Source organism: Alteromonas sp. D210916BOD_24 (genome assembly GCF_047159385.1).
GTDB lineage: Bacteria > Pseudomonadota > Gammaproteobacteria > Enterobacterales > Alteromonadaceae > Alteromonas.
In genome coordinates this window covers 2,270,758-2,293,023 of sequence record NZ_AP038333.1, presented here as the reverse complement: position 1 = coordinate 2,293,023, position 22,266 = coordinate 2,270,758, and the positions used below count along the sequence as shown (strand labels likewise).

13 protein-coding genes are annotated in these 22,266 nt (G+C 47.2%); 9 read left to right on the top strand and 4 right to left on the bottom strand.

The genetic code is table 11. The features are described 5' to 3' along the window. Positions 1-5: 5 nt before the first annotated feature. The 3 genes from ACMCM8_RS09975 to ACMCM8_RS09965 form a co-directional block, all read right to left on the bottom strand. Entirely contained in the window at positions 6-3,596 is a 3,591-nt protein-coding gene (locus tag ACMCM8_RS09975; RefSeq protein WP_412722493.1) for a hybrid sensor histidine kinase/response regulator, read from the bottom strand. A gap of 100 nt (positions 3,597-3,696) precedes the next feature. Continuing rightward, the gene (locus tag ACMCM8_RS09970) at positions 3,697-5,328 is read right to left on the bottom strand and encodes an L-lactate permease (protein ID WP_412722492.1); all 1,632 of its coding nucleotides are present in this window, start codon (positions 5,326-5,328) and stop codon (positions 3,697-3,699) included. Between the two features lie 91 nt (positions 5,329-5,419). Further along, entirely contained in the window at positions 5,420-5,635 is a 216-nt protein-coding gene (locus ACMCM8_RS09965) for a hypothetical protein (RefSeq protein ID WP_412722491.1), read from the bottom strand. Positions 5,636-5,733: 98 nt separating this feature from the next. Here ACMCM8_RS09965 and grpE point away from each other — a divergent pair, with 98 nt between their 5' ends. The 6 genes from grpE (at position 5,734) to ACMCM8_RS09935 (ending at position 15,727) form a co-directional block, all read left to right on the top strand. Continuing rightward, positions 5,734-6,357 (top strand): nucleotide exchange factor GrpE, encoded by a 624-nt coding sequence (grpE, locus tag ACMCM8_RS09960; RefSeq protein WP_412722490.1) that lies wholly within the window; start codon positions 5,734-5,736, stop codon positions 6,355-6,357. A gap of 117 nt (positions 6,358-6,474) precedes the next feature. Then, the gene (dnaK, locus tag ACMCM8_RS09955; RefSeq protein ID WP_412722489.1) at positions 6,475-8,400 is read left to right on the top strand and encodes a molecular chaperone DnaK; all 1,926 of its coding nucleotides are present in this window, start codon (positions 6,475-6,477) and stop codon (positions 8,398-8,400) included. Between the two features lie 196 nt (positions 8,401-8,596). Beyond that, positions 8,597-9,730 carry a molecular chaperone DnaJ gene (dnaJ, locus tag ACMCM8_RS09950; RefSeq protein WP_412722488.1) on the top strand — a complete coding sequence of 378 codons (1,134 nt, stop codon included), beginning with the start codon at positions 8,597-8,599 and terminating at the stop codon, positions 9,728-9,730. A gap of 387 nt (positions 9,731-10,117) precedes the next feature. Then, complete coding sequence (locus ACMCM8_RS09945) at positions 10,118-10,603, top strand: c-type cytochrome (RefSeq protein ID WP_412722487.1); 486 nt, start codon at positions 10,118-10,120, stop codon at positions 10,601-10,603. 361 nt (positions 10,604-10,964) lie between these two features. Continuing rightward, complete coding sequence (locus tag ACMCM8_RS09940) at positions 10,965-13,538, top strand: bifunctional diguanylate cyclase/phosphodiesterase (RefSeq protein ID WP_412722486.1); 2,574 nt, start codon at positions 10,965-10,967, stop codon at positions 13,536-13,538. Between the two features lie 281 nt (positions 13,539-13,819). Next, a complete protein-coding gene (locus ACMCM8_RS09935; RefSeq protein ID WP_412722485.1) occupies positions 13,820-15,727 on the top strand; it encodes a propionyl-CoA synthetase in 1,908 nt (635 codons plus the stop codon). A gap of 18 nt (positions 15,728-15,745) precedes the next feature. On the opposite strand, the gene ACMCM8_RS09930 is transcribed toward ACMCM8_RS09935, so the two are convergent. Next, positions 15,746-16,447, bottom strand: coding sequence for a cytochrome b/b6 domain-containing protein (locus ACMCM8_RS09930; protein WP_412722484.1), 702 nt, complete (start codon positions 16,445-16,447; stop codon positions 15,746-15,748). 243 nt (positions 16,448-16,690) lie between these two features. Between ACMCM8_RS09930 and dapB the strand changes: the two genes are divergently transcribed. The 3 genes from dapB to carB all read left to right on the top strand — a co-directional run bounded on the left by dapB (position 16,691) and on the right by carB (position 22,223). Next, the gene (dapB, locus tag ACMCM8_RS09925; protein ID WP_412722483.1) at positions 16,691-17,494 is read left to right on the top strand and encodes a 4-hydroxy-tetrahydrodipicolinate reductase; all 804 of its coding nucleotides are present in this window, start codon (positions 16,691-16,693) and stop codon (positions 17,492-17,494) included. A 363-nt stretch (positions 17,495-17,857) separates the two neighbouring features. Next, positions 17,858-18,988, top strand: coding sequence for a glutamine-hydrolyzing carbamoyl-phosphate synthase small subunit (gene carA, locus ACMCM8_RS09920; RefSeq protein ID WP_412722482.1), 1,131 nt, complete (start codon positions 17,858-17,860; stop codon positions 18,986-18,988). Between the two features lie 13 nt (positions 18,989-19,001). Then, a complete protein-coding gene (gene carB / locus ACMCM8_RS09915; RefSeq protein WP_412722481.1) occupies positions 19,002-22,223 on the top strand; it encodes a carbamoyl-phosphate synthase large subunit in 3,222 nt (1,073 codons plus the stop codon). Positions 22,224-22,266: the final 43 nt, after the last annotated feature.

Sequence of the window (22,266 nt, the reverse complement as noted above, 5' to 3'; positions counted from 1 at the left end):
TGTAATTAGTCTAGCGCTTGCTTAAGTAAGCGTTTGAGTGCCGCTGGTTTAACGGGTTTGGGCAAATAGGCCATGCCAAGGGCAGCGGCCTCTTCGCGTATTTCATTCGTTCGATTTGCGGTTATCAGTAGGCTTAAGCGAAATGTCACGCCATTGTCGTAAAGCGCTCTAGCAACATCGGCCCCTTTCTCACCATAATTAAGGTGATAATCAGCAATCAGTATGTCGCACTGGTTTGTTGTGGCCTCCAGGGCTTCTTGCTGATTTTTAACCCACTGTACCGTGGCTCCCCAGTCTGCCAGTAATGCGCACATGGCATGAGCAACTTGTTCGTCATTCTCAATTAGCAACACAGTATGGCCTTGCAAAAATGTACGGGACCTATCAGAAAAATCTGCAGACGGGGTGTGTGTCAAAGGAGATGAGCCGTGTGAGGGCTCCACCGATAGGCTAGAAGAGAGTTCAGAAGTGGCCGTCGCTGAAGGGGATGGGTAAATGTGTGCCACCCGAGGAACGCACACACTAAAGCAACTTCCCTTGTTAATGGTGGAAGTGACTTCAACAGGGTGTTGCAACAGGCGACATATTTTATCCACTATGGTTAACCCAAGCCCAATACCTTCACCACTGTTATTGCTTTCCAGTTGATGAAATTCACTGAATATTTCCTGCTGCTGGTGGGCTGCTATCCCTGTACCGGTATCACATACCAGTATGCGGATGGCATCGTCATGGCTTGTTGAACACTGGCCATTTTGTCGGTGAACCTGGGTGCGTTTAATACCCTGTGTTACCTTCAGGCGACGTACACCCACCAAAATTTTGCCTTCAGTGGTATAGCGCACGGCATTCGATAGCAGGTTTTGCAGTACCCGTCTAAGCAGGTTTTTATCTGAGTGGACAGACACTTTACTTTTAACATACCGCAACTCAATGCCTTTTTGTTTGGCAATAATACTGAATTCCTGTACCAGCGACGCCAGTACTTCATCCACTGCAAAGGTCGTCTTTTGTGCGTGGAGGACACCGGAATCCAGTTTGGTCATATCCAGCAACATGGAGAGCAGGCTTTGGGCGTTATTCAACGAGTTAACCACGCCTTCAGATAAGCTGGCCAGCTCACTGCCTTCGGTCTTTTTGCTTAACATGGCGGCAAACAGGGTGGCGGCATTAAAAGGCTGCATTAAATCATGCCCGGCGGCAGCTAAAAACTTGGTTTTACTTTCGTTTGCTCTGTCGGCCTGTCGTTTGGCTTCTTCTAACTCGGCAGTGCGGGTAATGACCCGTGCTTCCAAATCGGATTTGGCGCTTTCCAATGCTTTTTGAATGGCGATATATTCAGTGATGTCACTATAGGTAGTGACATAGCCACCACCGGGAAGGGGTGCGCCGTTAAGCTCAATCACTCTGCCGTCAGGTTGTTTGCGCACGTACTTATGTCGGCTGCCGTTAACCATGTAGCTGACTCGTTTCTCTATTTCAGCGCTAATTAATTCAGCGTTAGCAAAATCAGGCATTTGAGGTGTGGCTTTTGCCTTGTTCTGTTCGTTGTTTACGTCAGCTGCATGGTGGTGAGAAATCGCGTCCGTGGAGGGACTGAACAAGCCACGCCTTGCGTTGTAATTCAGTATTTCGGTAATGGGCATGCCAGCTTTTAAAAAGCCTTTTGGGTAGTTGAATAACTCGACATACCGATCGTTCCAGGCCAGCAATTGCAGTTTGTCGTCCAATACACTGATACCTTGTTCAATATTTTGAACCGACGATTGCAATACTTCGTGATTAAACTGAAACGATTGTGAGGCTTCTTCTACCCAATCTACCAACTCAGGCAACGTGTCGCTTCCCGTATCGGCAATGGCCCCTAACAATATACGCGCACTGGGCCCGCCTACCTGCGCGGCAAGTAATTTTTCTACTCGTTCTATCAGCGTCTGACTGGCATAACCATTGGCAAACGCTCGATTTACATCAACGGATAATTGCTGCGTTAGTTTGCGCTGTGCGTCTGTATCCAAAACCCGTTCGGTAAGCGTGATCAAGTCGCGCACTTTTACCATTAAATGGGTTGATGCTTCATGATGTAACTGGTCAGGATTTGTGGTGCTAATTTTTCTGGCGGTCAACCTGGCTACTACAACAAAAATCAGGCAATTGGCAAGTAGCGAGTAAGCAAAGCCCACACCTAAATCACCGTCAGTAGGGGGGGCATTAAAATAATAACTGGACAGTAAACTGGGGTAGAGGAGAAACCACGCCCAACACACAAAACCGGCTAGCAACCCACACACGGCCGCGGCCTTGGTGCTTTTAGACCAGTACAAACCAAACAGTAATACGGGCAAACATTGACCCAACAAGGCAATAGCAATGACGCCACTTTTTACCAGCGGTGCGGCCTGACTAATATTGAGGTGATACCACAAGGCAATACTCAGTACCACTAACACAGTCAGTCGTCGAATAGTCAGAATATTGCCCGGTTGCATTGAATGATCAGGTGCGGTTTTCAAGCGGGCTTTAAGCCACAACGGGGTGACCACGTTATTTGAAATCATAATACCCATGGCGAGGGTTGCCACAATAACCATACTGGTGGTGGCCGATAAGCCACCAATGAAGGCCAGTGATGACAATGGCAGATTGTCAGCATAAAGGGGCAGGGCCAGTACATATCCGTCAGAGTTGGTGGCCTCCGGTAGTAACATTTTTCCGGCAAGGGCAATTGGGATAAGAAACACCGTCATACCCAGTAAATATAAGGGAAACAGCCAACGTGCCGTGCGCAGTTCACCTTCACCGTTTTGCTCGACAAAATTCATGTGGAATTGCCGTGGCAATACAAACATCGAGCACACACCCAACATGATGTGCGACAAATATACCCAAGGGGCACTGTCGGCATTAATTACTGCTTGAGTCGCCGTGTGTTGTGAGGCTTGTGCCACAAGATCCAGCACACCATTAAACAACGAGAAGCAGACAAAAAGGCCCACTGCCCATAGCGCAACCAGCTTAACCACTGACTCAAACGCTATGGTAAGCAGTAAGCCGGGGTGCTTGTCGGTAAGGTTTAAAGTACGGGTACCAAAAAGAATCGCAAATAACGCCATCAGGCCAGCTACGTAGATACTGACTTGGGGATTACTGGTTTGTGCACCGCCCGTGATCAAATTGATAGACTTAGTGATCGCATCTAATTGCAACGCAATGTAGGGAATAACGCCAATAAAACACAATAAGGTAATGCAAGCGGCAATGAGGTGGGAGTGCTGATATTTCAGAGATATTAGGTCGGCCAACGAACTGATGTGGTGTTGCTGACAAAGCCGACTGATATGAAGCACCACCGGAAAGGCAAATGCCATGGTCAGGATGATACCTAAATAAGTGGGCATAATGGCCCAGCCGTACTGCACGGCTTGCGACGTTGTGCCAAAAAACGCCCACGACGTGCAGTGTACCCCTAAGCCCAGACTGTATAACACCGGGTGTTGTTGATTATCTCGCAGGCGTTTGTCACCCCAAAACGCCACGGCAAAAAGCGCGAGAAGATAAAATCCAACCAGGGTGCCGACTGTCCAGATACTCAGCATAAAAGGTCCATTAAAAAACAACTGCTTAGCTCAGTCGAGATTAACACGGTTTTTACAAGCCGTCCCTGTCTTAAGTGCAGCAACACGCTGTACTTTTGTGCTATGCCATAAACAAAAACCAGTAGAGGGTACCTGTACTCCCTGCTAACACGGCATACACCATCATAGGAACAATGGTCTTTCGCAATATCGGCCCTTCTGCTTTTTGTAACCCCAATACACTGGCCACTGCCACAATATTGTTGATACATACCATGTTACCTAGCGCGGCGCCTACAGATTGAAGCGCAAGCACCAACTGTTGGGGCAAGTCAACACGGGCAGCCACCTCGGTTTGGATTGCCCCAAAGGTTAAATTGGAAATAGTTGCAGAGCCTGAGAAAAAGGCCCCTAGCGCACCTAAAAACGGGGCGAAAAACAGCCAGGCCCCCCCAAAGGTATCAGCAAGGTGGATCCCAATTAAATACACAGGAGAATGGGCGCCACCCATCATCATCAACGATACAAAGACCAAGGCGCCAATTAATGCAAAGATCGGCTTTCGCATTTGTAGCAAGGTTGAGAACATCACCTCTTTGGCTAGCTGTAAGCGACTTTTACACACTAACAACATGATCATTGATACCAGCCAGAACGGTAATAGCGCCGGTATATAAAGCAAATTTAAACGCCAATCTATACCGGTATGCAATATAGATTGCCATTGCAGGGCGCCATAGGCACTGAGCGAGAAATAACCGAGATGTTCAATGCTCATACTTATAGCCGGTTCTGCTGAAGTGAGCCATGCCTTAAATGGCAGTGAGGGAAGACGAGTAAGTACCAATACGGCGATGGTACCCCATAATGGAAAGGTGGCCTTTACTAGTGACATGGTGTGAACGTTGCTGGTGTGATTGGCACTTACCGCCGTTGGCGCGTTTGAAGAACCCACACTCGACGACAGTCCTACGCCTTTTTTCGCCAATACAATGGAAGCGAAAAGCCCACAAGCGCCACCAATAAGCGAAGGGAATTCATAGCTGTAAAAAGAAACCACTAGAAACGGTACCATAGTGGCGCTAATGCAAAGCCAGATATACAGCAAGTTGGCTTTGATCACCCGCCAACTGAGTAGCACGCTTAACGCTAACAAGGGAATAATAAAACTGCACACCATGTGAATAATGGCCGATAGTTTACCAATAGCTAAACGTTCTGTTTCGGATAAACCCAGCGGGGAAAAACCAAACCAGGTGGGTGTACCCACAGCACCAAACGAGACAGGAACCGAATTCATTGCCAATACTAATACCGCAACACGTAAAGGTTCAAAACCGAGCCCGATCAGAATAGGCGCAGCTAAGGCGGCAGGCGTGCCAAAGCCACTGGCACCTTCAATAAGAAAAGCAAAGGCCCATCCTACAATAACAAGCTGAGCCACGGCGTTAGTCGACACCTGATTAAGGTGTGATTTTATCACCAGCATGGCACCCGTTTTATCTAACACCTTAAAAAGAAGAATGGCACTGGCAATAATAAGAATGGGCGTGGCCGCCAGTAACACACCCAATATAACATTGGCATGCACCAGAATAGGAGCAAAGGGAAATACCAACATGCATAGCATATACACCACAGCTGCACTAAGGGGTAAGGCATAGCAGGCTGCCAGTCCATGTTTTTTGGCCATTAACCAAATGAGCAGTACCACGGGAAAATAAGCGCAAAAAAGTAGCAGTGTTGAATTCATTGTCAGTTCCGCAAAAAAGCGTGGGTTTATGTTAGGGGGGAAAGTGACAAAAAGTAAATAGAGTTTGATAGGGTCACTGTTAAAAATCGATTCATGCCAGCGAGGTAGGATAGACAACCCAATCCAAATCAATTAACGGCATCGCCAGCGTAGCGAGGGCGCAGAAGGCTTTCACTTGGTTTGCTTTTAGGTGTTGAGATTTATGCGCTATCAACGGGAATTTATTCGTCGTTTTGTGTACGGCATCACATTTTTTAGCACTTTTCGCACTTTCACCCACAAAAATAATGTGGATACCCTTGAACACCTTAAAACTAGCCCCATAAATAAGCGCAACAGACTTATTCCCTATGATTTTAATGTCAATGGGCAATGCCTTATTAAGAAAAACGTTTGGAGGTAGGCATGAGCGATAATCGCGACGTGCAGGCAGAACAAGAAAACACAGTTGATGAAACTGTACAAAATGCCGAAGAGGCGCAAGTAGAAACGTCTGGTGCTGAAGGTGCAGCACTAGATGAAAACGCACAGCGTATCTACGAGTTAGAGACAGCGTTGTCGGAGGCTCAAACCACAATTAAAGAACAGCAAGACGGTGTACTTCGCGCCCGCGCTGAAGCTGAAAATGCACGTCGTCGTGCTGAAGGTGAAGTGGAAAAAGCGCGTAAATTTGCGCTAGAGCGTTTCGCTGGTGAATTGCTACCGGTTATCGATAACCTAGAGCGCGCTATCGAAATGACTGACAGCGACAATGACGCCATCAAGCCGCTTCTAGAAGGTGTGGAAATGACCCACAAAACTTTCTTAAGCACTATTGAGAAATTTGGATTAAGCCTTATTGATCCGCAAGGTGAAGCCTTTAACCCTGACTTGCACCAGGCTATGTCTATGCAAGAAAGTGCAGAATTCGCGCCTAACACGGTAATGGCAGTTATGCAGAAGGGTTATCAAATTAACGGCCGTTTGTTACGCCCAGCCATGGTAATGGTATCGCGCGCACCAAGCGGTGGTGTGGATACACAAGCGTAATAAACATTTTTGCTTTAAATACACAAAAAAGTCAGTTTTTTTACTGGTAAGTATTGAAAAGCACGGGGAATAACCCCACTAAAAGTACAGTATTAAAAAATTTTTCGGAGACACGAAATGGGTAGAATCATCGGTATCGACTTAGGTACAACGAATTCATGTGTCGCAGTATTAGACGGCGACAAACCTCGCGTAATTGAGAACGCGGAAGGCGATCGTACAACGCCATCAATCATCGCGTACACCAACGACGGTGAAACACTGGTAGGTCAGTCTGCAAAGCGTCAGGCAGTGACTAACCCAACAAACACATTATTCGCAATTAAGCGTCTAATCGGTCGTCGTTTTCAAGATAAAGAAGTACAGCGCGACATCGACATCATGCCTTACAAAATTGTTGCGGCAGATAACGGTGATGCGTGGGTAGAAGCGAAAGGCGAGAAAATGGCGCCTCCGCAGATTTCTGCTGAAGTACTTAAAAAGATGAAGAAAACCGCTGAAGACTATCTTGGCGAAGAAGTGACTGGCGCAGTTATCACTGTTCCTGCTTACTTTAACGACTCTCAGCGTCAGGCTACCAAAGACGCAGGTCGTATCGCGGGTCTTGAAGTTAAGCGTATCATCAACGAGCCTACAGCGGCTGCCCTTGCTTACGGCATGGACAAGAAGCAAGGCGACAACGTTGTTGCAGTATATGACTTAGGTGGTGGTACGTTCGATATCTCTATCATCGAAATTGATGAAGTAGACGGCGAGCACACGTTTGAAGTACTTGCGACTAACGGTGACACACACCTAGGTGGTGAAGACTTCGATAACCGTGTAATCAACTACCTGGTTGAAGAATTCAAGAAAGACCAAGGCATTGACCTTCGTAAAGATCCGCTTGCTATGCAGCGTCTTAAAGAAGCCGGTGAAAAGGCCAAGATTGAATTGTCTTCTTCACAACAGACTGAAGTTAACCTGCCTTACATCACAGCTGATGCGTCAGGTCCTAAGCACTTAGCCATTAAGCTAACGCGTGCAAAACTAGAGTCTTTGGTTGAAGACCTAGTGAAGAACTCTCTAGAGCCGCTTAAGCAGGCGCTAGCTGATTCTGATCTGTCTGTGGGTGACATCAACGACATCATCCTTGTAGGTGGTCAGACACGTATGCCACTAGTACAGAAGTATGTAACTGAATTCTTTGGCAAAGAGCCACGTAAAGACGTTAACCCTGATGAAGCAGTAGCAGTAGGTGCGGCAATTCAAGGTGGTGTACTTTCTGGTGACGTTAAAGACGTACTACTTCTAGACGTTACACCTCTGTCTCTTGGTATCGAAACCATGGGCGGCGTAATGACAGTGCTTATCGAGAAGAACACGACTATTCCAACGAAGAAGTCGCAAACCTTCTCTACTGCGGAAGACAACCAGTCTGCGGTAACAGTACACGTACTACAGGGTGAGCGTAAGCAATCAAGCGGCAACAAGTCTCTTGGTCAGTTCAACTTAGAAGGTATTCGTCCGGCAACGCGCGGTGTACCGCAAATCGAAGTTACTTTCGACCTGGATGCTGACGGTATCCTACACGTGTCTGCGAAAGACAAAGACACAGGTAAAGAGCAGAAGATCACGATCAAAGCCTCTTCAGGCCTAAGCGATGAAGAAGTGGAAAAAATGGTTGCTGACGCGGAAGCGAACAAAGAAGCTGACAAGAAGTTTGAAGAGCTAATTCAAGCACGTAACCAGGCTGATGGCATGATCCACGCTACTCGCAAGCAGCTTGAAGAAGTGGGCGATGCACTAAGTGCAGACGATAAAGCACCAATTGAAGAAGCACTATCAGCGCTTGAAACAGCGGTGAAAGGCGAAGACAAAGCGGAAATCGAAGCGAAAACGCAAGAACTTATTCAAGCGTCTAGCAAGTTGATGGAAGCCGCGCAAGCCCAACAAGCAGCAGCTGGCGGCGCAGAAGGCGGCGAACAGCAAGCTTCTGCTAAAGCTGACGACGACGTTGTTGACGCTGAGTTCGAAGAAGTGAAAGACGACGACAAGAAGTAAGCTGTTGCGATAAGCCCGTTAACGCTAATGTGGCGGGCTGATTAAGCAGTTCAGGCGCAGCAGGAATTTCTTGTTGCGCCTTTGTTGTGTAAATGACTTGGCGATATTGCAATATTCCTCAGGTTATTTTCACAACAGTTTAGATGTAGATTCGATGGGGTAACCCCGTCGACAAAAAGTAGGATATGTAAACGATATGTCGAAACGAGACTACTACGAAGTACTCGGGGTAGATAAAGGCGCTGGTGAACGCGAAATCAAAAAAGCGTACAAAAAGCTCGCCATGAAATATCACCCTGATCGTACCCAAGGCGACAAAGCACTGGAAGATAAGTTTAAAGAAATCCAGGAAGCCTACGAGATTCTGTCAGATTCGCAAAAACGTGCAGCATACGATCAATACGGTCACGCTGGCGTCGATCCTAATCGCGGTGGCGCAGGCTTCGGTGGTGGTGCCGATTTCGGTGATATCTTCGGTGACGTATTTGGCGATATTTTTGGCGGTGGTGGCCGCGGTGGTCGTCAATCACGGGCACGCCAAGGCTCTGATCTTCGCTATAACTTAGAGCTGTCTCTTGAGGAAGCCGTACGCGGTAAAAGCGTAGATATTCGCGTACCTACGCTGGTTGAATGTGACGAGTGCGATGGCTCAGGAGCGAAAAAAGGCTCATCGCCTAAAACCTGTCCAACCTGTCATGGCAATGGTCAGGTGCAAATGCGCCAGGGCTTCTTTGCGGTACAGCAAACCTGTCCGACGTGTTCGGGCAAGGGCAAGATCATTGAAGATCCATGTAACAGCTGCCACGGTCATGGTCGCAAAGAGAAGACTAAAACCCTTAACGTTAAAATTCCAGCTGGCGTAGATACGGGTGACCGTATTCGCCTATCGGGTGAAGGAGAAGCGGGTGAAAATGGCGCGCCTCCAGGCGATTTATACGTTCAGGTTCACGTTCGCGAGCACGACATCTTCAAGCGCGACGGCAACAACCTATACTGTGAAGTACCGCTGAGCTTTACTACTGCAGCATTGGGTGGTGAACTTGAAGTACCGACATTAGACGGTAAGGTTAAGCTTAAGATTAGCCCAGAAACGCAAACGGGTCGTATGTTCCGCCTGCGTGGAAAAGGTGTGAAGTCTGTTCGAAGTGGTGCCATGGGTGATCTGATGTGTAAAGTGGTCGTGGAAACACCGGTCAACTTGTCAGCACGTCAAAAAGAACTGCTGCAGGAGCTGGAAGAGTCGATGGGCAAAGCGTCAAGCAAGCACAGCCCAAAGGCACAGGGTTTCTTTGATGGTGTGAAAAAGTTCTTCGACGATTTAACTAACTAAATAACATTAGTAAGCACTTCTTCTTGGCGTCCAATTAGAATGAAAATTGTACGCCGCAATTTTAAAGCCCTCTTTTAGAGGGCTTTTTCGTATCTGACCTTTCTTCTCCAATAGTCACTTAGTGATTGTGACAAAAAGAAAGTGTCTGTCCACAAACGAGTGTCTGTCCAAAAACAAGTGTCTGTCCACAAATGAGTGCCTGTCCACAAATGAGTGCCTGTCCACAAATGAGTGTCTGTCCACAAATGAGTGTCTGTCCACAGAATTAGTGTAATTCTGCTTGCACCCACTAGCACTATTGGTCAGGATAACCACTTACAAGACAAGCAGGGTAGCACCACTTAAAGGGTTGACCCTGTGTTCATCACAAAAATAAAGAGAACAGGCATGAAATTACTAACTAAAGCAATTCTTCTCGCTGTTACTACCAGCGCATTGTCATCCGCTATCGCTACTGCAAGTGAAGTGAGCCAAGCCACTTCAGAGAAACACGCCGCTGCAGCCATTGAATATCGTCAGTCACTCTTTCAATTGTTACGCAGTAATATGGGTCCGTTGGGCGGAATGGCAAAAGGGGCATTGCCTTTTGATGAGAGCGTTATGCAAACCAACGCCGTTCGCTTAGAGCAATTAGCGGAAATGATGGGAGACTACCTTGCCGTCGATACCCGTGGGTTTGACCTTGAAACCGGTGCCAAAGACGCCTTATGGGAAAACTTTAGTGATGTAAAAGGCAAAATAGCTGCGCTTAAAACGGCTGCACAAGGCCTGCAGGCTGCTGTAAAAGCGGGTGATGAAAGTGCTTATCGCAGCGCTATCGGCAAAATAGGTGCTAGTTGTAAATCGTGTCATGACGATTATAAAAAAGACTAAAACCTAACGTCCTTCCTTTTACTTCCCTTAATGCCCCTCATCACACCACAAGTGTGGTGAAGGGGAAAATGTAGGGAAGTCATATCCTTATTCTTAATAGTAGAACTGGTTAAAAAATGTACTTTTGTTGGCGTCAATTGAGGTGTATATTAACCTTATAGCGGTGATTCACTGGTGCCTTTTTGCCACGCCATAGCATTTGCGCAAATCAGTTAATTTTTGTCATATTTGCCACGAATTAGCTATGCCATACCAAAGCCATAGCTAGGTAGTGCCAGAACTGTGAGGCCATAATAATAGCGCGTAGCCAGGGTGTTGTACTTCGCATAAACTTTAAGTTCAGCACACAGGAACGGGTTTGATGGAATTACGCAGTGATCGCATGTTATCCATTATGCGCACAACGTCGCAGGATTATATAAAGCACCTCGACAATGGCAAGAGCAAGGTCAACGCCCTGTGCATGATCATGACCTCTATCAACCCTTATACTGGCAGCGCCACTGTGCTGTGCGCAGACAGCCAGCACCCTGAACTGGAATCTAACGTCATATACTGCCCCAGCCACGTTAGGTTGATGCTTCCCATGACTCCTATGAGTGCTCCTATTCCCGCACAAGACTTTAAGTTACCCGCCGTTCTTGCTCACCTTGCTGATACCTATGTGGTGGTGGCGAGCATTAACAACTTACAAGACCAATTGGAAGGCGTACTCTTTTGTTTTATGACGCACGCTTCACTAAGTGCACAACAACACGCTTTTCTTGAAATAACCCGTCAGCGAATAGAAATCGGCATGCAGTATCAATTAGTACAGCACCCTTATTCTGAAAAGCTAACGGCGCAATTAACCCTTTTGGAGGAAGTCAGTGCCCTGTCAAAAGTCGGTGCCTGGGAGGTTGACCGATACAGCGGGCTGTTGTCGGTTACCTCTGTTGTTAAATCGATATTGGGCTTAGAGCATCTGCAGGAAATTTACGTGCATCAGGTGCTGGATCTCCTTGATGAAACTACCCGTAAAAAGCTCAGTAGCACTATGCTAAACGCCTTGAAAAAAGACAACACGTTAGTGGAGTTTATTCAGTTTAGAAATGGCAATGGCCGCTACAAAAGCGTGAAGCTTACGGTTCACATGCAAAGGGCGGCAGAATCTACCGGCTCGGGTAAAATTGTTAGGTTTTATGGCGCAGTGCAAGATGAAACCGATGTACAAACGTTGTCAGACTCGCAACACAACTTTACCGAATATGTAACAAGTTTGCTCAATCACGTCAATGGCGTGGTATTGAGTGTAGATAAAGATGGCACTATTTTGACCGTGAATAATCAGGTGGAAGGCATGTTGGGGTTTAAGCCAGAAGAGCTGATTGGTCAGGATATTAAACTGGTTGCTACGCCTGAGGCGTTTGACCATAACGTGTCGATACTTAGTCAGTTATGTGGCATACCGTTTAACGAAAGGGCAAGTGAAGCCTCATGTGAACCCGTGCGCAATAAAAGTGGCAAGCACACGCCCTGTGAGGTCAGCGTAAAACGTTGCACCTTGCACAATCAGGCGTTAAGCATTGTGACACTGCGAGATATTACAGACCAACTCCATGAGATAGAACACTACAAACGACTAGCCTTTCGCGATGCAACCACCGGGTTGTTTAATACTTGCTTTTTAGAACATCACATTAAATCGCTTGCGGCACCCTCTGCCGATATGGGGAAAATAACGGCCTGCCTTCGTCTTTCAATTGATAATATGAAAGAGTACGAACACGCATTTGGCCTACCTACTGTTGACTATATACTGCGAATTATCGCCCGGCGTTTTGAAAGAGGCTTCGCGCCTGATGAGCAAAAAACACATTTGATATGTAAAGCACAAGATCACGCTTTTTATCTATTTTTTCAGTCGCTTTTTGAAAATGAAGACCAGGCAAATGAAGCCATTGATGCAACGTACCGTCAGCTTCAAAAGCATGTACTACTGCCGATAAATTTGTATAACCATTCCTTGGACGTACACACTCAAATTGTCAGTTGTACGTTACCTATGAAACACTTGTCATTTAAGCACTTAAAAAGTGTATTAGACAAAGTGGTTGCATTACCTTGTTACCGGCAAGCAACCACAAACGCTTCTTTGCCTGTATGGCGGGTTCATCAGCGCGATGTAGATCGTTATCATTCCATCTTACATGCTTTAAATTGCACGGTGTCTGACAATGAGTTTTACGTTCAGCTTCAGCCCCAATACGACACAAACCAAACCATCATTAATTCTGAAGTTCTGCTTCGCTGGCGTCACCCTCAATTAGGTGAGTTAAGCCCCAGTGAATTTATCCCCATCGCCGAAGAAAGTGAGGTCATAGCAGAGTTAGATCTTTGGGTAAGTAACGAGGCCTGTAAATTGTTAAGTGAGTGTATTCGCGATAACGTCAGTACTAAACTTTCAATCAACATTAGTGCCAAGCACCTTGCCAGAGCCGATTTTGTAAAGCGATTCGTAACAATCGTCAACCGCTGGCATGTGCCACATCATTTGATCACGGTAGAACTAACCGAAAGTGCGTTAATTCACGGTGTGTGCACCGTTCAGCAGAGAGTAAGAGAGCTTGCAGAAAGTGGATTTAATCTTTCCATCGACGATTTTGGTATCGGCGAATCTAATTTAAATTACTTACAGTCACTGCCAATCTCTGAACTAAAGGTCGACCGTCTTTTTGTTGAAGGGATAGAGTCATCTCAACAAAAACGTTGCCTGGTGAAAAGTATTTGTCATTTGGCCAGCAACATGGCGCTCAATACGGTGGCCGAAGGTATTGAAAACACTACACAACTCGATTACGCCAAAGACTGTGGATGCACAGCATTTCAGGGCTTCTATCTGGACAAGCCCCTAAGTATTGATAGCTGGAAACAAAAACTCAGTGCAATGCACTAATTCATGCCAGCGCTTTTCTGCCCATACAACAATGTGCACCTTGTGGCGTTATATTAACGCTTGCGTATATCGTCTTTAACTTAACATGACGTGCGTAAGTTCAAATCACTCACAGCCCCGTGTAATCCACAAAATGGCTATTTTATCGCGCTAACAACCTACTCACTATCAATATTATTTCATTTGATTTCATATAGTTAAAATTTATAAGCCTGAAGTCTTATAAGCACAATGGCAATTACTGAAGTAGGGTTTGACAAAACCCTACAAAGGTCATGGTTATGAATTATAAAAACGAATATCGCGCCTCTACCGAATCTTCCGAGGCCTTTTGGATGGAAAAAGCCAACGCTATTTCATGGTTTACTCCGCCGCCACAGGCGTGTAGCAAAGCAACTAACGGCTACTATGACTGGTTTAAAGGGGGAAAACTGAATACCAGTTATCTGGCCTTAGATCACCATGTAAAAGCGGGGCGGGGAGATAAAACAGCCCTTATATACGACTCGCCAGTCACGAATACTGTTGCGCACTTTACTTATCAAGAGCTACTGATAGAAGTCGCCAGCTTTGCAGGTGTACTAGCAAAATTGGGTGTAAGTAAAGGTGACAGGGTGATCATCTACATGCCCATGATCCCTCAGGCGGCAATCGCAATGTTGGCATGCGCCCGAATAGGTGCCATACACAGTGTGGTGTTCGGTGGCTTTGCGGCTAATGAACTGGCAGTGCGCATTGATGATGCCACGCCCACGCTTATTGTTACTGCATCCTGTGGTATTGAAGGTAAAAAGCTGCTGCCCTATAAGCCATTGGTGGATGAAGCCGTCGCGCAGGCCACGCACAAGCCTACCGGATGCGTGGTATTTCAGCGGCCACAACTTCGCGCTGATCTAAATGCCGATTTTGACCACGATTGGCAAGCGCTGGTGTCAAGTAGCTCGCCAATAGACGCCGTCGAACTGGATGCCACTGATCCGCTCTACGTACTATACACGTCTGGCACAACGGGTAAGCCTAAAGGTGTACTACGGGACAATGGTGGCCATGCGGTTGCCTTACATTATTCGATGGGCGCCATTTATGGTATTGATCAAGACGACGTGTTTTGGGCTGCATCTGATGTGGGCTGGGTAGTGGGGCATTCCTACATTGTATACGGGCCACTCATTAAAGGGGCAACCTCGGTAATGTATGAGGGCAAACCAGTGGGTACACCTGATGCTGGCGCGTTTTGGCGTATGATAGATAACCACAAAATCAACGTATTGTTTGCCGCACCTACTGCTTTTCGCGCTATCAGAAAGGAGGATCCCGAGGCAAACCTACTTAATCAGTACGACATTTCTAGCTTGCGAACCTTGTTTATGGCGGGCGAACGATTAGATCCACCTACCTATTATTGGGCAAACGAAAAAGTAGGCGTTCCGGTTATCGATCATTGGTGGCAAACCGAAACTGGCTGGCCTATTTGCTCAAACCCGATGGGGATAGAGGCGATGACGCCTAAGCCAGGCTCTTCAAGCGTGCCCACACCTGGTTTCAGTGTAAAGGTACTGCAAAGTGGGGGAGAGGAACAAACAGTAGGGGAAAAAGGGGCGATCGCTATACGGCTTCCCTTACCGCCAGGTTGTCTGATGACTATTTGGCAGGATCACGAGCGATTTGTAGACGGTTATTTAAGAGAGTTTGAAGGCTACTACAGTACCGGTGACAACGGTTACATCGACGAAGACGGCTATGTGTTTATCATGGGGCGAACAGACGATGTGATTAATGTAGCGGGTCACCGTCTGTCTACCGGCGAAATTGAAGAAGTACTGGCTGGGCACCCCGCTATTGCAGAGTGTAGTGTGATAGGGATTCAAGACAGTTTGAAAGGGCAATTGCCAGTAGGGCTGGTATTGCTCAAAGACGGTGTATCGGTTGACGAAGGGGAACTGGAACAAGCCCTTATCAGCCGAGTACGTGAAACCATTGGCCCGGTGGCCTGCTTCAAACGGGCGATTGTGGTGAAACAATTACCCAAAACACGCTCGGGCAAAATTTTACGCAAGCTGTTAAGACAAATCGCGGCGAATGAAACAGTGTCGGTGCCCTCAACCATTGACGATCCGGGCAGTGTCACCGATATCACCGCGCTCATGCGTGAGAAGGGCTTAGTCGCTGACACGCAACCAGCGAGTTAACCTGTCTCTCACATTGGGTTAGTAATAATAATACTCACCTGCGTCTGGTGCAGGTGGGTAGATCTCTACGGCGACATAGACAAGTGCCGCCGCTATCAGCGCGACCACCAAGGCGCGACGTAGCTTGGAATGGCTAATAGGAGAATTGACGTAATTAAAGTATTGTGAATTTTGTTTGCCATGCACCATGGCAGGCACTAAGCGCTGTTTTTTATACACACTATAAAAAACAACAGCGCCTATATGCAGCGCAATAACATAAAGTAATACGTCAAAGGTCACATGATGAAGTTGTGTCATTATCCCAATCACTTCATCACTGGCCAGTGCGCGATAAGGCCCATCCAGGAAGATATCGTCTGTCATGTACAGACCCGAAATAGCCTGCACGCCAACAAGAAACAGCATGATTAGTACAAACCAGCCACCCAGCGGGTTGTGACCAATGGTGACAGCACTTTGCCTGTTGAAAAGTTGGGTGACATAGCGCCAAACAATATGGGGCTTTTTAACAAAATGGCTGAACAGGGCATAGCGGGTGCCGACAAATCCCCATATCACTCTAAACGCGATAAGAAATAACGTGAAATAGCCTATATAAAAATGCCATTGCACCGCATCATCCAGCCACTCTGCGGTTGCATATTGGGCGATAATACTGACGACTAATAACCAGTGAAAAAGGCGAGTGGGCAAATCCCACAGTAGTGATTTATTCATAGTGTTGTCTTTTAACGTGTGGTGCTGTAACCGATAGGACGCTGGGTATCGTATGCCAACGCATTACCTTTCTTCATCCTACCTCAAACTGGGTGGTGATGTCTCAACACAGTGATGTAAAGTCGGTGAAATGCATCTTAACGCTACAATAGGCATATTTAATATGATAATCGCATTGCAATAGTGCATGTATTTGGCAAAATGCCAGCAAGTTAACGAATTGAATAAGTGTGCAGCGAAAATATGAAAGTAGGGTTGTTTGGTGCCAATGGGCGCATGGGCCGAGTGCTCATTGAAGCGTTAGATTTAAGTGAAAATGCCAGCTTGAGCGTGGCTACGGTGCGGGATGATTCGCCTTGGGTAGGCATGAATGTTGGTGAGTTAGCCGGTATTGCGAAGCAACCAATCAATTGCAGCGCCTTGTCTGCGCTAACGGCACAAGACGCCGATGTCATGATCGATTTTACTCTGCCATCTATTATTGAAAGTAATTTGGCGTGGTGTGTTGAGCACAATATGCCGGTGGTTATTGGTACCACGGGGTTAAACGACACGCAGCTGGCTGCACTTGATGATGCCGCAAAACACATTCCTATTGTATTTGCTGCTAACTACAGCGTGGGCGTAAACCTGATGTTGTCGCTTGTACGTCAGGCTGCAAGTGTGCTGGGCGAGACCGCAGATATTGAAATTACCGAAGCCCACCACAGGTTTAAACAAGATGCACCGTCAGGTACGGCAATGGCAATAGGTCAAGCTATTGCCGATGAACTGGGTCGTGATTTAAAAACCTGTGCAGTGTATGGTCGTGAAGGCAAAGAGCCCGAGCGGGATCACAATACTATTGGCTTCGCCACGGTCAGAGCAGGGGATATTGTGGGCGAGCACACGGCGCTTTTCGCCGATATTGGTGAGCGCTTAGAAATTACGCACAAAGCATCCAGCCGACTAACCTTTGCCAAAGGGGCTGTTCATGCCGCACAATGGTTGTGTGGTAAACAAGCTGGGCTATACTCCATGGTAGATGTGCTGAATCTGAAGCTGTAGTCTATAGGCACGGTTGAGCTTAGGTCAGCACAGTGCCCAACACGTTACAAAAGTGTAAAACCTAAGTTGCATTTAAAATGAGCAATAAGCCGTACTTTCAATGGTTCTGAGCAAAAAAGGTGATATAAGCGGTATTTTAGTAAATTATTACAAATAAATTTGCCATTTTCGATGAGTAATGTATACTCGCCGGAATTTGCCAGAATTTCGTATTCTGAAGCCGCCAAAATGGCTGAAGAGTGCGGTTTTATTAGCTGCAAAGATCGTAAAACGGGATGTAATGTTATCACTACCTCCCGTTTTTTGTGGGGTTTGTGCAGAAAACTGCACAAACACATAGTTATCCTTAATCTGGAGGTTGACTTGGCTAATTCTGCCCTTTTGGTGTTAGAGGATGGTTCTGTTTTTAAAGGTACGGCGATAGGCGCTACTGGCTCCGCCGTCGGGGAAGTTGTTTTTAATACTTCCATGACTGGCTATCAAGAAATTCTCACCGATCCATCCTACGCTGAACAAATCATCACCCTTACTTATCCACACATTGGCAACACCGGTACTAACGACGAAGACGTTGAAGCAGATAAAATCTGGTCTAAAGGCCTTATTATCCGTGACCTTCCTCTGGTTGCCAGTAACTTTCGTCAACAGCAAACACTGTCTGAATACCTAAAAGCGAAAGGCGTTGTGGGTATTGCAGATATAGATACCCGTCGTTTAACGCGGATCTTGCGAGACAAAGGTGCACAAAATGGCTGCATTATTTGCTCAGATGAATTAGACGAGTCTAGCGCACTGGCGCAAGCAAAAGCATTCCCTGGCCTTAAAGGCATGGATTTGGCGAAAGTAGTCAGTATTACTGAGCCGAAAACATGGACAGAAGGCAGCTGGGAACTTGGCAAAGGTTATGTCACGCCAAGTGAAACTAAATACCACGTCGTCGCATACGATTACGGCGTTAAAAACAATATCCTTCGCATGTTAGCTGACCGCGGTTGTAAAGTGACTTTGGTGCCAGCACAAACACCGGCAGAAGACGTATTGGCAATGAACCCTGATGGCGTATTCCTGTCGAATGGTCCAGGCGACCCAGAGCCATGCGACTACGCCATTAAAGCGATTAAAGCCATCGTAGAAACCGGTATTCCAGTATTTGGTATCTGTCTTGGTCACCAGTTGCTTGCACTGGCAAGTGGTGCAAAAACCGTGAAAATGAAGTTTGGTCACCACGGTGCCAACCACCCGGTTAAAGATCTCAAGCGCAATGTGGTCATGATCACCAGCCAAAACCACGGTTTTGCTGTCGATGAGTCTAGTTTGCCAGATAATCTAGAAGTTACGCACATTTCGTTGTTCGATAAATCGTTGCAAGGTATTCACCGCACAGATAAGCCAGCGTTCAGCTTCCAGGGTCACCCTGAAGCAAGTCCTGGCCCACATGAAGCGGCGCCGTTATTCGACCATTTCATCGAACTTATTGAACAGCACAAGCAGTAGGAATTAGCCCGCTATGCCAAAACGTACCGACATAAAAAGTATTCTTATCATTGGTGCTGGCCCTATTGTTATCGGCCAGGCTTGTGAATTTGACTATTCAGGCGCACAGGCGTGTAAAGCCCTTCGCGAAGAAGGCTACCGCGTTATCTTGGTTAACTCCAACCCCGCCACCATTATGACTGACCCGGAAATGGCAGATGCTACCTACATCGAGCCAATTCATTGGGAAGTCGTACGCAAAATTATCGAAAAAGAGCGTCCAGACGCCATTCTCCCTACTATGGGTGGTCAAACGGCACTTAACTGTGCGCTAGACTTAGATAAGCACGGCGTACTGGAAGAGTTTGGTTGTGAACTTATCGGTGCCACGGCAGATGCTATCGATAAAGCGGAAAACCGCGAGCGCTTTGACCAGGCTATGAAAAACATTGGTCTTGAATGTCCTCGTGCCGAAATTGCGCACAGCATGGACGAAGCTCACGACGTACTTAGCCGTATTGGTTTCCCGTGTATCATTCGCCCGTCATTTACCATGGGTGGAACCGGTGGTGGTATCGCGTACAACATTGATGAATTTAACGAAATTTGTCACCGCGGTTTAGACCTGTCACCGACTAACGAGTTGTTGATTGACGAGTCGTTGCTAGGCTGGAAAGAGTACGAAATGGAAGTAGTACGCGACCGCGCCGATAACTGTATCATTGTGTGTACTATCGAAAACTTCGATCCAATGGGTGTACACACCGGTGACTCAATTACCGTCGCACCAGCGCAAACGCTTACCGATAAAGAATTCCAAATCATGCGTAACGCTGCCATGGCAGTACTACGTGAAATTGGTGTTGAAACGGGTGGATCAAACGTTCAGTTTGGTGTTGACCCTAAAACCGGTCGTATGGTCATCATTGAGATGAACCCACGCGTATCGCGCTCATCAGCACTGGCCTCTAAAGCAACGGGCTTCCCGATTGCCAAAGTAGCAGCCAAGCTCGCCATTGGTTATACCCTTGATGAGTTAGCCAACGACATCACTGGTGGTTTAACGCCAGCGTCGTTTGAGCCGTCAATCGATTACGTAGTCACCAAAATTCCACGCTTCAACTTTGAAAAGTTTGCCGGTGCTAACGACCGCTTGACGACGCAGATGAAGTCAGTGGGCGAGGTGATGGCCATTGGTCGTAACCAGCAAGAATCACTGCAAAAAGCACTTCGTGGTCTGGAAGTTGGCGCAACGGGGCTTAACCCAATGCTTGACCTTGACGATCCTGAGTCGCACAACAAAATTGTCTACGAACTCCGTCAACCGGGTGCTGAGCGTATTTGGTACATTGGCGATGCGTTCCGCATGGGCATGAGTGTTGATGAAGTATTCAACCTGACTAACATTGACCGTTGGTATCTGGTACAGCTTGAAGATCTTATCAATCTTGAAGCGAAAGTCGCTGAACTGGGTCTACCGGGTATCGATGCAGACTTTATGCGCGCCCTTAAACGCAAAGGTTTCTCTGATGCGCGACTTGCTGAGCTAACGAAAGTGGCCGAAAGCGATGTGCGTGAAACCCGCCGTGAATTTGGTATCTCGCCCGTTTACAAGCGCGTTGACACCTGTGCTGCTGAATTCTCAACAAGCACGGCTTACATGTACTCAACGTACGATGAAGAGTGTGAAGCGGCGCCAACAGACAAAGACAAGATTATGGTATTGGGCGGTGGTCCAAACCGTATCGGTCAGGGGATTGAATTCGATTACTGCTGTGTTCACGCGGCATTGTCGATGCGCGAAGACGGTTATGAAACCATTATGGTTAACTGTAACCCTGAAACCGTATCAACCGATTACGACACGTCTGATCGTCTCTACTTCGAGCCGGTAACGTTAGAAGACGTACTCGAAATCGTTGAAAAAGAAAAGCCAAAAGGCGTTATCGTGCAGTACGGTGGCCAAACACCACTTAAACTAGCCCGTGCCCTTGAAGCCGCTGGCGTACCAATTATGGGTACATCACCTGAAGCGATTGACCGCGCCGAAGACCGTGAGCGCTTCCAACAAATGGTGAACAAGCTTAATCTTAAGCAGCCTGCGAATGCGACGGTAACCAACGTTGAACAAGCGTTAACCATGGCCGAAGAGATTGGCTTCCCGCTAGTAGTACGTCCTAGCTATGTACTCGGTGGTCGTGCGATGGAAATTGTCTACGACATTAAAGATCTTAAGCGCTACCTGAACGAAGCGGTTAAAGTGTCTAACGACGCGCCAGTATTGCTAGACCGTTTCCTAGACGACGCTATCGAAGTCGATATCGACGCTATCTGTGACGGTAAAGACGTGGTGATCGGTGGTATTATGGAACACATCGAGCAAGCGGGTGTTCACTCGGGTGACTCGGCTTGTTCATTGCCTCCACACTCTTTGTCTAAAGAAATTCAAGACGTGATGCGTGAGCAAGTACGTGCGATGGCTTTAGAGCTTGGCGTGGTCGGTCTGATGAATACCCAGTTCGCGATTAAAGACGGTGAAGTGTACCTTATCGAGGTTAACCCTCGTGCGGCACGTACAGTTCCGTTTGTATCGAAAGCAACTGGCGTGCAGCTGGCAAAGGTTGCAGCTCGCGCTATGGCGGGTGTTAGCCTTGCGCAGCAGGGCGTAACAGAAGAAGTGATCCCGCCGTTCTACTCAGTGAAAGAAGTGGTATTGCCATTTGCTAAGTTCCAGGGCGTTGACCCGTTACTGGGCCCTGAAATGCGCTCAACCGGTGAGGTTATGGGTGTAGGCGATACGTTTGAAGAAGCTTATGCCAAGGCTAACTTAGGGGCCGGTGCACCGTTACCTAAACAAGGTAAAGCGCTTATTTCTGTGCGCGATACCGACAAGCCAAAAATCATTGAGCTTGCCAAGGCACTTGTCGCTGCTGGTTTCAGCATTGAAGCGACGCGTGGTACGGCTACAACGCTTTACGATGCGGGCATTATGAGCACAGTAGTCAATAAGATGTCTGAAGGTCGCCCCAACATTGTGGATGCTATCAAGAACGGCGAATACGCCTACTTGATCAACACAACCGAAGGCCGCCAAGCCATTACTGATTCAGTGTACATTCGTCGTGAAGCCCTGGTGAACAAGGTTACTTACACCACGACAATGAATGCTGCCTTTGCCACCATTCGCGCTAAGTCAGCCGATGACCGAAACAAAGTTGCATCAGTACAAGAACTGCACGCCAGACTGAAACACTAATGACATACGCTAGGATACGCGGTATCCTAGCTATATTACATTT

Bases quoted from the DNA above. Each gene is read 5' to 3' on its own strand.
- ACMCM8_RS09975 (WP_412722493.1), bottom strand. From the start codon at position 3,596: ATGCTGAGTATCTGGACAGTCGGCACCCTGGTTGGATTTTATCTTCTC.
- ACMCM8_RS09970 (WP_412722492.1), bottom strand. From the start codon at position 5,328: ATGAATTCAACACTGCTACTTTTTTGCGCTTATTTTCCCGTGGTACTG.
- grpE (WP_412722490.1), top strand. From the start codon at position 5,734: ATGAGCGATAATCGCGACGTGCAGGCAGAACAAGAAAACACAGTTGAT.
- dnaK (WP_412722489.1), top strand. From the start codon at position 6,475: ATGGGTAGAATCATCGGTATCGACTTAGGTACAACGAATTCATGTGTC.
- dnaJ (WP_412722488.1), top strand. From the start codon at position 8,597: ATGTCGAAACGAGACTACTACGAAGTACTCGGGGTAGATAAAGGCGCT.
- ACMCM8_RS09945 (WP_412722487.1), top strand. From the start codon at position 10,118: ATGAAATTACTAACTAAAGCAATTCTTCTCGCTGTTACTACCAGCGCA.
- ACMCM8_RS09940 (WP_412722486.1), top strand. From the start codon at position 10,965: ATGGAATTACGCAGTGATCGCATGTTATCCATTATGCGCACAACGTCG.
- ACMCM8_RS09935 (WP_412722485.1), top strand. From the start codon at position 13,820: ATGAATTATAAAAACGAATATCGCGCCTCTACCGAATCTTCCGAGGCC.
- ACMCM8_RS09930 (WP_412722484.1), bottom strand. From the start codon at position 16,447: ATGAATAAATCACTACTGTGGGATTTGCCCACTCGCCTTTTTCACTGG.
- dapB (WP_412722483.1), top strand. From the start codon at position 16,691: ATGAAAGTAGGGTTGTTTGGTGCCAATGGGCGCATGGGCCGAGTGCTC.
- carB (WP_412722481.1), top strand. From the start codon at position 19,002: ATGCCAAAACGTACCGACATAAAAAGTATTCTTATCATTGGTGCTGGC.